The organism is Streptosporangium sp. NPDC000563 (assembly GCF_040299985.1).
Classification (GTDB): domain Bacteria; phylum Actinomycetota; class Actinomycetes; order Streptosporangiales; family Streptosporangiaceae; genus Streptosporangium.
The window spans coordinates 73,089-84,899 of sequence record NZ_JBEPDA010000008.1 but is presented as its reverse complement, the minus strand read 5'-3'; the positions used below and the strand labels follow the sequence as shown (position 1 = coordinate 84,899).

11 protein-coding genes are annotated in these 11,811 nt (G+C 69.8%); 4 read left to right on the top strand and 7 right to left on the bottom strand.

Going from position 1 to position 11,811, the window contains the following annotated elements; translation table 11 throughout:
* Window positions 1-2: 2 nt before the first annotated feature.
* From ABT352_RS20470 to ABT352_RS20460, 3 genes are all read right to left on the bottom strand, one after another.
* Window positions 3-737: a phosphocholine cytidylyltransferase family protein gene (locus ABT352_RS20470; RefSeq protein WP_350946451.1), complete on the bottom strand. Its 735-nt coding sequence runs from the start codon at window positions 735-737 to the stop codon at window positions 3-5.
* A 106-nt stretch (window positions 738-843) separates the two neighbouring features.
* On the bottom strand, window positions 844-1,467 hold the full coding sequence (locus tag ABT352_RS20465; RefSeq protein WP_350946450.1) for a DUF5941 domain-containing protein: 624 nt from the start codon (window positions 1,465-1,467) through the stop codon (window positions 844-846).
* Window positions 1,468-1,638: 171 nt separating this feature from the next.
* Complete coding sequence (locus tag ABT352_RS20460; RefSeq protein WP_350946449.1) at window positions 1,639-3,183, bottom strand: CDP-alcohol phosphatidyltransferase family protein; 1,545 nt, start codon at window positions 3,181-3,183, stop codon at window positions 1,639-1,641.
* 155 nt (window positions 3,184-3,338) lie between these two features.
* On the opposite strand from ABT352_RS20460, the gene ABT352_RS20455 reads away from it, so the two are divergent.
* A complete protein-coding gene (locus ABT352_RS20455; protein ID WP_350946448.1) occupies window positions 3,339-4,718 on the top strand; it encodes an SDR family oxidoreductase in 1,380 nt (459 codons plus the stop codon).
* On the opposite strand, the gene ABT352_RS20450 is transcribed toward ABT352_RS20455, so the two are convergent.
* Window positions 4,719-5,750 (bottom strand): glycosyltransferase family 2 protein, encoded by a 1,032-nt coding sequence (locus tag ABT352_RS20450; protein WP_350946611.1) that lies wholly within the window; start codon window positions 5,748-5,750, stop codon window positions 4,719-4,721.
* A 66-nt stretch (window positions 5,751-5,816) separates the two neighbouring features.
* On the opposite strand from ABT352_RS20450, the gene ABT352_RS20445 reads away from it, so the two are divergent.
* The 3 genes from ABT352_RS20445 to ABT352_RS20435 all read left to right on the top strand — a co-directional run bounded on the left by ABT352_RS20445 (window position 5,817) and on the right by ABT352_RS20435 (window position 8,463).
* Complete coding sequence (locus ABT352_RS20445; protein ID WP_350946447.1) at window positions 5,817-7,310, top strand: LCP family protein; 1,494 nt, start codon at window positions 5,817-5,819, stop codon at window positions 7,308-7,310.
* Between the two features lie 57 nt (window positions 7,311-7,367).
* The gene (locus tag ABT352_RS20440; protein WP_350946446.1) at window positions 7,368-7,736 is read left to right on the top strand and encodes an STAS domain-containing protein; all 369 of its coding nucleotides are present in this window, start codon (window positions 7,368-7,370) and stop codon (window positions 7,734-7,736) included.
* A gap of 331 nt (window positions 7,737-8,067) precedes the next feature.
* A complete protein-coding gene (locus ABT352_RS20435; RefSeq protein WP_350946445.1) occupies window positions 8,068-8,463 on the top strand; it encodes an STAS domain-containing protein in 396 nt (131 codons plus the stop codon).
* A gap of 160 nt (window positions 8,464-8,623) precedes the next feature.
* Here ABT352_RS20435 and ABT352_RS20430 read toward each other — a convergent pair whose 3' ends face one another.
* The 3 genes from ABT352_RS20430 to ABT352_RS20420 form a co-directional block, all read right to left on the bottom strand.
* On the bottom strand, window positions 8,624-9,598 hold the full coding sequence (locus tag ABT352_RS20430) for a class I mannose-6-phosphate isomerase (protein WP_350946444.1): 975 nt from the start codon (window positions 9,596-9,598) through the stop codon (window positions 8,624-8,626).
* Between the two features lie 110 nt (window positions 9,599-9,708).
* Complete coding sequence (locus ABT352_RS20425; protein ID WP_350946443.1) at window positions 9,709-10,914, bottom strand: ADP-dependent glucokinase/phosphofructokinase; 1,206 nt, start codon at window positions 10,912-10,914, stop codon at window positions 9,709-9,711.
* Window position 10,915: 1 nt separating this feature from the next.
* A complete protein-coding gene (locus ABT352_RS20420; RefSeq protein ID WP_350946442.1) occupies window positions 10,916-11,776 on the bottom strand; it encodes a ketose-bisphosphate aldolase in 861 nt (286 codons plus the stop codon).
* Window positions 11,777-11,811 lie beyond the last annotated feature (35 nt).

The window sequence follows — 11,811 nt, the reverse complement described above, 5'->3', positions numbered from 1 at the left end:
GGCTAGTATCGGCACGCGATCTCCCGCGCCTTGGCGAGGTCGTCGTGGTTGTCTACCTCGACCCACGGGACGTCGCCGATCGGAGCGACGGCGATCTTCTCACCGCGGGCGACGAGCTCCTGGTAGCCGTCCTCGTAGTAGAGCTGCGGGTCGCGCTCGAAGGTGGCCTGGAGGGCGTCGGCGAGGCGGTCGCCGATGCCGGAACGGATGAGCGTGGCGCCGATGTACTCACCGGCGGCGGCGGCCGGGTCCATCAACTTGGTGATCAGCCGCAGGTGACGGTCGTCGTCGAGGGTCACCTTCATCTCCTCGTCGGCGAGCTTCTTGACGTCGTCGACCGCGAGCAGGATGTCGCTGGTCGCCGGCGCGGAGAGCAGCGTCTCCTCCACCGAGACAGGGTGCACCGTGTCACCGTTGACCAGGAGCACGCCCTGGTCGAAGTAGTCGCGCGCGCACCACAGGGAGTAGGCGTTGTTCCACTCCTCGGCCTTGTCGTTGTGCACGAGGGTGAGCTTCACACCGTGCCGCCGCTCCAGCTCGGCCTTGCGCTCGTGTACCGCCTGCGCCTGGTAGCCGACGATGACCACGACGTCACGAAGATCGGCCGCCGCGAGGTTGCGCAGCGAGATGTCCATGATCGTGGTGTCGCCGTCGACCGGCACGAGCGCCTTGGGCAGCGTGTCCGTGTACGGCCGCAGGCGTCGTCCGGCCCCGGCGGCCAGCACCATTCCCAGCAACGTGCACTCCTCATTCGGGTGAGAGCCTCCCGGCGGGCACTCCTAGGCCCCAAAGATTAGTTGCCTTCACGCCCTGATCGTGTAATCGGGCATTTGCCGGGCGTTCTCAATCGTGGGTGCCGAGGTCGGCCGCGTCCACCCCGAACCTCGGGGCGGCCAGCCAGCAGGTGACACTTTCCCAGGAGAAGAGGCACCACAGGTAGAGCGAGAGCAGGGCGAACATCAGCGTGACCTGCCCGGCGAGCCCGCCGAGGGCGATGAGCAGCATCCGGCCGTCCCAGCCGAGGCCGGATGTGGCCAGCCAGGCGGGCGGGTAGACCCGCTGCCTCAGCCGATAGACGACGTCGTAGTGGTGGAAGGCCATCGCGCCGAGCAACATGAAGATCAGCCACGGCGGCACGTCGTGCGCGAAGCCCACCGAGGCCACGAAGCCGTACTCGGTGAGGCGCAGGATCGGCGGCACCAGCCAGTCGAGCCGGCCGTCGTGCGGATGGGAGCTGCCGGGACCGGCCAGCAGCAGCGCCACCGCCGGGGCGAACACCGCGGGTCCTTCGGTGCCGGCCACGCCGACGAGGAGCAGCACCCCGGTGACGAACATCCCGACGATCGCGGGCGGCAGCGGCGGGAGTTGCCCGGCCACCATGGCGCCCATGCCCCTCGACAGCACCCCGTCGTCCCGGTAGGCGACCACGGCGCTCCGCGGCACCGGCGCCATATGCACAGAAATCATGATCGCACCTGCTTCTTCCACTTACCTGAGGGTCGCCTGACGGGAGATCCGTCCGGGTGAGGAGAGACCCGAGGCGAGATTCGTCCCGGGTGAGGAGAGACCCGAGGACGGATTCGTCCCTCGTCCGGCGGGACATCCGTCCCCGCCGGTCATCGCGCCCGCGGCCTCCGGTCATCGGCTGAGCGATCTGCCGGTCCGGCCGGAGAGGACGTAGAGGGCCGCGATCCCACCCCAGACCAGCAGCGCGACGAAGGTCACCCGGGCGTTGAAGAAGGCCGCGGTCACCGCGATCAGGGCCATCCGTTCTCCGATGGGCAACACGATGATCTTCTTGAACCAGCGGGTGGGCGACGCCTTCTCCATGGTCCGCGAGAGCCGCAGGATCGGGTTGCCGCCTCCTGTCCAGGCGCCGTCCGCGGCGGCCGCCCTGCTCAGCGAGTCCGTCCTCCCCAGCGAGCCCGCCGACCTGGTCCAGGCCGCGCCCACCCGGCTCGCGTCGGCCCGCGCGCCCGCGTACGAGAAGTCGATCACGTGGCGGAGCATCTGCAGGATCATCGCGGCCACCGCGAGCGCCCAGATGCCGTCAGGGCCGCCACCCGCGACGTCCGCCCCCGCCGCGTATCCGACGGCGAGGCCCAGGTAGACGGCGTACTCCTTGACACGGTCGAAGGTGGCGTCCAGCCACGCCCCGAGCGGCGAGAAGGTGCGGGTGTAGCGGGCGAGCTGCCCGTCGACGCAATCGAGCACGAACGACAGGTAGAGCAGGACCGCCCCCGCGATCAGCCCCGGTCTGGTGCCCTCGGAGAACCAGACCGCCGCGAGCGCGGCGAGACCGACGGATATGCCGGTGACCGCGTTCGGCGTCAGGCCGAGCCCGGCGATCGGCCTCAGCAGGTGCCTGGACCAGGAGCTCACCGCGTACGTGGCGAAGAAGCCGTCGTCGCTCTTGACCGCGGCGTCCAGCCTGGCCTCGTTCTCGTCGACCTCGGCCAGCCGGGACACGGCCACGTCGGCGTCCGCCTGCACGGTCATCCGGTCGGCGTGGAGGCGGCCGAGTCTCGCCGCGCGCACCTGGACGCCGGAGCGAACGAGGCCGACCAGGAGCAGGCCGGGGACCTCGCCGCCGTCCATCGGGCCGAAGCCGCCCGCCTCGGCGAGCTCGGCGAGCGTCTCGGTGGTCTCGGCGAAGCCCGCGAGATCGGGCACGCCGACCTGGAGCGCGCCCCTGAAGGTGCCGTTGGTCTCGCCCACCTCGTGGAAGGAGGTGCCGGCGGCCACCACCGACCTGCCCTCGATCCTGACCGGCGGTCGCGTCGGCCCCGGCGGCTCGTCCTTTCCGCCCACCAGCGCGCAGGTGTCGCGGGCCGGGTGCTCCACGAGCATGGCCAGCGCCTCGGTGTGCGCCACCAGGTCACCGGCGACCACCAGCACCGGCCCGACGGACGAGCGGGCCGCCTTCGCGACCCTGCGCAGGTCGTCGGCGAGCCCTTTCGGCCCCTCCGTCCCGATCATGTGGGTGCCGCCCGGCACGTGGATGATGTCACTGGAACGGGCCATCACGTGCACATCCCGTACGGGAAGCGTGGCGAGCTGGCCGGTCAGCCTGTCGAGGAGCGTCCCTGCGGAACATCGCAGGTCGGACGCCTCGGTGGTGGCGAGCACGACCGCGACCGCCTGCGAGGCGTCGGACGAGACGGTGGCGCGAGAGTCAGGCAATCCGGGCTCCTTCGTATCCGACGGGATCACCGTACGAATCGGGGAGTGCGCACTCAGCGTAGCTAGATCTTGACGGGATAGCACGGGAGCACGCCGGACGATCAGGGACACACCCATTACGCTCGCCATACCCGAACTGTCAAAGGAATCCGATCGTGGCCGAACGTGAACCGCGTCCCCGAACCGTCGGTGTGGTCCTGGCGGGCGGCGTCGGCCGACGCGTCGGCCACGACACCCCCAAACAACTGCTGGAGATAGCGGGCAGGACGATCCTCGAACACACCCTCGCCCTGTTCCAGGAGGCACCGGAGATCGACGAGATCATCGTCCTGATGGCGCCCGGCTTCACCGGCGAGGTGGAGCGGATCGTCGAGCGCAACGGCTTCACGAAGGTCGGCAGGATCCTGGAGGGCGGCGCGAGCCGCCCGGAGACCACCTGGCGAGCGCTGCAGGCCCTGGGTGCGCAGGAGTGCCACGTGCTGCTGCACGACGCCGTACGGCCGCTGGCGGACAGAAGGATCATCGCCGACTGCGTCGAGGCGCTGAGGACCTTCTCGGCGGTCGAGGTGGCGATCCCGAGTTCCGACACGATCGTGGTGACCTCGCCGGGGCCGCACGGGGAGATCGTCAGTGACGTCCCCGACCGTGCCCGCCTGCGCCGCGTCCAGACCCCGCAGTGCTTTCGGCTCTCGGTGATCCGCGAGGCGTACGAGCGTGCCTTCGCCGATCCCGGCTTCGGCGACCGGCCGGCCACCGACGACTGCGGCGTGGTGCTGCGCTACCTGCCCGACGTGCCGATCCACGTGGTGCCGGGCAGCGAGCGGAACATGAAGGTCACGCACCCGGTGGACCTCTTCGTCGCCGACAGGCTCCTCAGGCTCGCCGCGAGCGAGGTTCCCTCCCGCTCGGACACCGCCCTGCGCGAGGCGCTGGAGGGCAGGACCGTGGTGGTCTTCCGCGCGGACGACGGCGCGGGCGCCGAGGTGGCGCGACTCGCCGGAGATTACGGCGCCCGGGTGTTCCCCTTCCCCGGATCACCGGCCCCCGGCGAAGTGCGCGTGGACGACCCCCGGGCGGTGGCCGACGCGCTCGTCCGGGTCGTCAAGGAGACGGGCGGTGTCGACTACGTGATCAGCGCGGCGGGCACGCCACCACAGGGCAGGCTCGACGCGGTGGACGACGCCACGATCGCCGGGACCGTGAACGCGGACCACCTCGGTCCCGTCACCGTCGCCAGGGCGGCGCTCCCCCGTCTCCGCGAGACGCGGGGACAGTTGCTGTTCCACTCCCCCTCTCCCGGTGGGGACGGGGCGGGCGAGGGCCTGCGCTCCTTCGCGGGAGCCGCCGTGGCCGGGCTGACCCTCGCTCTCGCCAGGGAGTGGACGGAGTACGGGATTCGGGTCAACTGCGTGCAACCCGGACGGGCCGGAGCCGCGACGCCGACGAGCCCGTCCTCCTCGCACACCGTCGCCCGCACCTCGCTGGACGTGCTCGCCTCCGGCGTCACCGGTCAGGTGATCGACTCCCGTCCTTGATCAGCCGCCCGCGTGGTCGGCCTTTCCCAGCCTTCTCGGGCTGGTGAGAAAACCCCAGCCCCACGACATGTGCATGGTGACGTAGACCAGCGGCAGCCGGACGAGCGCCGGGGTGGGCAGGCCGCTGCCGGTGATCGCGGAACCGGCGAGGATCGCCGCCAGGTAGCCGCCGGGGATCAACAGCCCCGGCCAGAAGAACGGGGAGACCACCAGGCCCGCCAGGATGGCGAGCACGGCGAGCGGAGGCGCCAGGTAACGCAGGTTGATCGTGCCCTCGTGGGTGCGGGCGACCACCCTGCGCCAGCGGCCGTAGTGGAAGTACTGCTTGGCGAGGGCCTTGAGGTTGGGCCTCGGGCGGTAGGAGACGCGCATCCGGGGCTGGAACCAGACCAGGCCGCCCGACTCGCGGATGCGGTGGTTCATCTCCCAGTCCTGGGCGCGCTGGAAGTGTTCGTCGTAGCCGCCGACCCGCTCCAGCGCGGCGCGGCGGAACACACCGAGGTAGACCGTGTCGGCCGGGCCGGCGGTGCCGCCGGTGTGGAACCGGGCGCCGCCGACACCGATCTTGGACGTCATCGCGCGGGCCACGGCCTGCTCGAAGGGAGTGACGCCCTCGGCCGCCATCACGCCGCCCACGTTGTCGGCGCCGGTCTCCTCAAGGGTCTCCACCGCGACCTGGAGGTAGTCCTCGGGGAGCATCGCGTGGCCGTCCACCCTCGCGATGATCGAGTTACCGGACGCGGCGATCGCCGCGTTGAGCGCGTTGGGAGTGCGGCCGGTCGGGTTGGGAACGACGATCACCCGAGGGTCGGCGGCGGCGATTTCGTCGGCGACTTCCTGGGTACGGTCGTGGGAGGGGCCGATCGCGAGCACGACCTCGATCGGTCCCGCGTATCGCTGCGACAGCACCTGACGCACCGCCTCCCTCAGATGGCGCTCCTCGTTCAGCACCGGGATGACGATGGAGATGGGGGGCCAGACACGTGTCTCGGAAGACGACGCCGGCGAGGGCGAGTCGGGGAACTGCTTCATGGCGTCGCTCACGCTACTGTACGAACGGGTACCTCATCGACCCAGCTGGAGCCTAGGGGGCCATGCATGCGCGACCCGGAGGAGGATTCGGGTGTGCACGTGGGCGGTGACGCCTACGGAAGCGTCCGGGTGGACCCGAGGCGTGTTCGCAGGTCGGCGAGGGGCGCCCGCACCAGGCGGCGCGGCCTGGTGATCGCCGGCGCGCTGTCCTGCCTGGTCCTGGGCAGTTCTGGAGTGACCTGGGCGTTGACCAACTACGCCACGAAGAAGATCGAGGCGGTCGACGCCGGGGTCCAGGGATCGCGGTCGAGCACCGGCGCGATGAACATCCTGGTGGTCGGGGTCGACAAGCGTGACAACCTCACCCGCAAACAGCAGAACCAGCTCAAGCTGGGCCGCGAGACCGGCGAGCGCACCGACACCATGATGGTGATCCACGTGTCGGAGGACCACCGCAAGGTCACCGTGGTCAGCCTCCCCCGCGACACCTGGACGGCGATTCCCGGCAACGGCGAGCACAAGATCAACGCCGCCTACCAGTTCGGCGGCCCGAAGCTCACGACGCGCACGGTGCAGGCCGTCACCGGCCTGACCATCCATCACTACGTCGAGGTCAACGTGCTGGGGTTCATCGAGGTGGTCGACGCCCTCGGCGGCATCTCGGTCTGCACCCCGGTCCCGATCAACGACCCGAAGACCGCGCTCAACCTGCAACCGGGCACATACTCCTTCGACGGCGTCAAGGCGCTCGCCTACGCCCGCACCCGCGCCACCGCCCGCTCCGACCTCGACCGCATCGACCGCCAGCAGCAGGTGATCTCCGCGTTGCTGAACCAGGCGCTCAGCGGTGAGACGCTGACCAACCCGGTCAGGCTCGCCTCGTTCGTCGACACGGCCCTCGACACGATCCGGGTGGACGACGCGCTCCGCGGGGACCTGCTCGGCCTGGCCGACCAGCTCAAGGACGTCTCCACCGACGACGTGACCTTCGCCACGGTCCCGCTCGCGGACGTCGACTACAAGACGCCGACCGGTGAGTCCGCCGTCCTCTGGGACAAAGCGGCGGCCAAGGAGTTGTTCCGCAGGATCGCCGCCGACGAGACGCTCGTCAAGCCCTCCAAGCCCCCTAAGGCCACGCCCACCCCGACGGCCTCCCCCTCGGCTCCCGCGCTGACCGTCGCGCCCTCGCGGATCGCCCTCACCGTGCTCAACGGCACCACGATCACGGGGCTGGGCGCGCAGACCAGGGCGGACCTGCAGAGGGTCGGCTTCCTGGTGCCCGAGATCCCCGGCAACACCCCGCAGAAGGACTTCGACAAGACCGTCATCCGGTACGGCCCCGGCCGCGAGGACTCGGCACACACCGTCGCCGCCGCGCTGCCCGGAGCGGACCTGCGCCCGGTGGAGAGCCTCGGCGACAAGATCGAGGTGGTCGTCGGCCGGAAACACGAGCGGGCGAAGAAGGTCACCGTGCAGGAGACCGCCGCGCCTACAGCGGTCGCCACCCCTACCGCGACTCCGACAGCAAGAACAGCGACCGACAATATCTGCAAAAAGTGAGCTACGTGCATAACAACCTTCTGCCAGGGAAGCTGAAAAGGCACGGAGGTGATGATCGTGATCTCGACATTCGACGTTCAGACGTGGCGCAGTGGCACCTGTGTGGTCGTACAGGCGGCGGGCGAGCTCGACATGGCCGTGGCTCCGCGGTTGCGCGCGGAGATCGACCACGCCCTGGAGGACGCCGGAACCCCGAACCTGGTGCTGGACCTGACGGGCGTGCCGTTCTGCGACTCGGTGGGGCTGGGGGTCATCGTGGGCACGCTCACCCGGATCAAGGAGGCCCACGGTCACCTCATGCTGGTGGTGAGCCCCGGCATGATCACACACCTGTTGACGATCACGAATCTCGACAGGCACTTCGAGACGCGAGCCACCCTGCGCGACGCGCTCGACGCCATGGCCCCGAGCCATTCCGCGGGCTGACTCCGCCCAGCTCAGGCCCGCTTTCCCACCCGGCGCAGGACCCTCTCCCGCCACTCGGGAACCACCCTGACGACCCTTCGGGGACACGGCTACAAAGCTGTTTCCTTGAATAGCTGGCACATATCCAGGTTGGCATCTACACTTCGCTTCGAAGCTACACGATCACGGAAAGCGATGGTTCGCACCGTTAGGGAGTATCGTGGCTTCAGATCGTCCATCCCCTCCGCGCCCGCACGACGCGGCCAGGGAGGCGGCGAGCTGAGGCCAGGCGTCCGAGCGACACCCCCTGGCCGGATACGTACATTCACGTCAGCCTGCAGGGAAGTGGGCGATGAACGCACTGCAACTCACGAGCGAGCACGCCGATGGCTTCGTGGTCATCACGGTGGCCGGTGAGCTCGACCTCGCCACCAGGCCGAAACTGTCGGTCTTCACCCAGGACGTCATCGACGCCCGCCCCGGTACGGTCATCATCGACCTGTCAGGCGTCACCTTCATCGACGCCTGCGGCCTGAGCGCGCTGATCGCCATCAGGCGGCACGCGCGCGAACGGGACACACCTCTGCTCCTGGCCGGAGCCCCGCCCGTGGTTCTCAAGCTCCTGAAGCTCACGAACCTCGACGCGTCCTTCACCGTGGTCTCCCGCTCGGGAGCGATGAGCCCTCCGCCGGGCTGTCCCGAGGCCGCCTCACATCCCAAGACGGCCTCCCCTCTCGCCGACCGGTAGAAGCCGGCCCACACCGCCGCCCAACCGGAGAGGTTTTCCGCCCGGGATCGACTACTCCTCCCGGGTCGGGCGACTCTCCGTTCACCAGGGCCGGGTCGAAGATCCGCGAGGTCCGCGGATGGTCAGGGCACTCGATGTGGGTCGGCCCGCGGTCATGTCCTCAGCCCGACGGCGGACGGTGGGGAGCGGTGGGCGCCGACATGTGGATCACCTCGATCTCGCCGTCCAGGAGAAGCGGGCCGGCCGCGTACGGAACCAGCAGCGTGTCCCCCCTCCTGAGCGACAGGTCGTCCTTCCCGCCGGTCAGCCTTCCCACGCCCGACACCGCGACCAGGACGCCGAACCCCTGGTCCAGGCGGTCGCCGCCGCGCACGCGGCGTGCGGAGAAGAACTCGTCGGCGGCCTCGGGCAGCAGTCGCGCCGGAGTGCCCCGAAGCCCGTCCAGGCGCGACGGCGTCCACGCGCCGCGGTCGACGCAGCCCAGGGCGAGGTCGTAGTCGAGGCCGAGGTGGCCGTCCGACAGGCCGAAGCCCTCGTACTCCAGCAGTACGGAGAAGTCGGTCGGCTCCTGGATCTCGACCAGCAGGATGCCGTCGCCGATCGCGTGCGGCAGTCCTGCCGGGCAGAGGATCGCGTCACCGGCCGCGACCGGGACCTTGTTGGTGGCGGCGAGCATCCGCTCGGTCTCCTGGCCCGCCACCCAACCGGCCAGCTCGCCGGCCTCCACGTCCCGGGCGAAACCCAGGTGGACGTACGCGTCGGGCCGCGCGGAGACGATCACCCATGCCTCGGTCTTCCCGTAGGGCGAGGCCAGGTGCGCGTTCGCGAAACGGCGGTCGGGGTGCACGTGCAACGGCAGCCGCTGCCCGGCGTCGAGCAGCTTCACCAGCACGCCGGTGTCGGTGCGCCCGGGACCGAGCCACCAGGCGGGGTCGGCGGCGATCGCCTCGGCCAGCACCCGGCCGTCCCGCAGGGTGGACAGCCCGGAAGGGGCGAGCCCGAACCTGCTGGTCACCGAGCCCACCCAGTCCTCGGGGCGATCGGGCAGCGCCGGTGCGCCGCGGAACTCCGCGATCCGGCCTGCGCCGCGGTAGAACGTCTCCGGCTGGTTGGCGGACAGTATCTCGATGGTCATCGGGCCTCCTTACGAGCCGACGCGACGGGAGACGGGCATCGGTTTTCCATACGCGCCGGCGCGGCGGGAGACCGTCGGTTCTCCGTGCGCGCCGACGCGGCGAGCGATGGTCATCGGCGCTCCTCGCGGGCCAGCGCGGCGAGAAAGCCCCCGACGAACGTGTCCCCCAGCCCGACGGTCGTGGGGTTCTGGACGTCGAGCGAGAATCCCGGGACGCAGTGGACGGTGTCGCCCATCCGCTCGTGCAACGCCCTCGCGAAGGCGACGGACTCGATCCTTCGCGGTCGTCGGCGCAGCCGGTCGACGTCCTCGCCGGTGAAGTCGTCACCGTGGCAGTAGCGGGTCGCGGCCATCACGGTGCCGGTGTCGAGGGCGTCGGCGTACTCGCCCGCGCCTTCCCCGAACGCCGCCGCCCAGTACTTCGTGTGCAGCACCAGCGTCGGCACCGGGATGAGCGCGCGGACCGCCGTGAGCGCGGCGGCGACGTCCTCCGCCGAGAGCAGGTCGACCTGGCGTCCGAGGTACGACTGCATCTCGTCCTCGTTCAGCCCGTACACGTCGATCTCGTCGAGCAGCGCGTCCCTGACCCGGTGGCTGAAGGCGGGCTCGTGGTACGCCGCGTCCTCGAAGTAGGTCACCGCCCCCGGCGGCAGCCGCCGCATGTGCGAGCGCAGCTCGGCGAGGCGCCGGTCGAGCTCCGCCTCGTCCTGCATCGCGTTGAGGCCCGAGATGAGAAAAACCTCCGCCTTGGCGAGCCGGTCGCCCAGGTCGTCGGTGAGCAGCATGTCGCCGTTGGCCGGGTCGTTGACGTAGATCAGCCGGTTCGGGAACGGCGCGGTGATGTCGAGGTCACCGCTCCGGATTCGCAGGCCCTGGTCGTACTGGACGATCAGGTGGGGGTAGAAGGTGTCCTCGACGCCGCTGGAGACGTAGTCACCGTCCGGCGGCAGCAGCCGCCGGATCGTGTCGTTCACGCTGACCAGGTGGAGCGTCGACGGCACGCCCAACCGGCTCATCAGGATCCCGGCCCGCACCGAGGTGCCGCCCAGGGTCGCCCGGTAGGGGAAACGGTCGGCGAAGGCCTCGAGCGCCGGGGCGGAGGCGACGAAGTGCTCGCCGCCACGGCCCCGGGCCACGTATCCGAGAATGGACACCACGAGGTCCCGCTCGCCGGTCACGGTAACCGGCGGCGACTCCAGTTCGGCGGCGAGGATGCCGTAGTCGGCGACCAGCCGCTCCAGGACGCCGGCGGTGAGCGTCAACTCGTAGTCGACGCAACCGCCGAGGCCGAGAACCACACGGGACGCGTCGGCCATGTCAGTAGAGCGAGCCCTTGCCGGCGGCGCCGAACAGGTCGATCTTGTGGGCGGCGACCGCCTTCATCGCCTCGACGCACGCGGGCTGGATGCTGTTCGGCTCGCGCAGCTTTCCGTCGGCGAGCATCTCGCGCATCTTGTCGTGGTACGCGACCTTGATGTCACTGGAGATGTTGATCTTGTTGATGCCGATCCGCGCGGCCTCGGCGATCTCGTCGTCCGGGTTGCCGGAGCCGCCGTGCAGCACGAGCGGGATCGGCAGCCGGCTCTTGATCTCCTTGAGCAGGTCGAGCTTCAGCTCGGGCTTCAGGTGCGCCGGGTAGATGCCGTGGTAGGTGCCGATCGCGATGGCGAGACTGTCCGCACCGGTGACCTCGACGAAGGTGACCGCGTCGTCCGGATCGGTGTAGATGATCGTGTCGGCGCCCTCCTCGGCCTCGCCGTCGGTCGCGCCGATCGTGCCGAGTTCGGCCTCCACGGAGATGCCGAGGGCGTGCGCGGAGTCGGCGACCCGCTTGGAGATGGCGATGTTCTCGTCGAACGGCTTCAGCGAGGCGTCGATCATCACGGAGGTGAAGCCGTACTGGATCGCCTGCAGGATCTGCTCGTAGGTGGCGCCGTGGTCCCAGTGGATCGCGACCGGGACGCTAGCGTTGTGCGAGCGCTCGATGATGCCGGTGATCATCTCGCGGCCGATGTGCCGCGCCTCGTCGGGGTGGATCCCGACGATCAGCGGCGCGTTCTTCTCCTCGCTGATCTCCACGATGCCCTTGAACATCGCCCAGTCGCTGATGTTGAACGCGGGCACGGCGAAACTGTGCTCGTTGGCGACGTCCAGAATCGCCTTGCCGGTCGTCAGCATTTCGGTTTTTCTCCTTATAAATGGGGGTGTGTCTG

Excerpts from the sequence above, each read along its gene's own strand:
- ABT352_RS20435 (WP_350946445.1), top strand. The coding sequence starts at position 8,068 with ATGAACGCACTGCAACTCACGAGCGAGCACGCCGATGGCTTCGTGGTC.
- ABT352_RS20425 (WP_350946443.1), bottom strand. The coding sequence starts at position 10,914 with ATGGCCGACGCGTCCCGTGTGGTTCTCGGCCTCGGCGGTTGCGTCGAC.
- ABT352_RS20445 (WP_350946447.1), top strand. The coding sequence starts at position 5,817 with ATGCGCGACCCGGAGGAGGATTCGGGTGTGCACGTGGGCGGTGACGCC.
- ABT352_RS20465 (WP_350946450.1), bottom strand. The coding sequence starts at position 1,467 with ATGATTTCTGTGCATATGGCGCCGGTGCCGCGGAGCGCCGTGGTCGCC.
- ABT352_RS20450 (WP_350946611.1), bottom strand. The coding sequence starts at position 5,750 with ATGAAGCAGTTCCCCGACTCGCCCTCGCCGGCGTCGTCTTCCGAGACA.
- ABT352_RS20420 (WP_350946442.1), bottom strand. The coding sequence starts at position 11,776 with ATGCTGACGACCGGCAAGGCGATTCTGGACGTCGCCAACGAGCACAGT.
- ABT352_RS20430 (WP_350946444.1), bottom strand. The coding sequence starts at position 9,598 with ATGACCATCGAGATACTGTCCGCCAACCAGCCGGAGACGTTCTACCGC.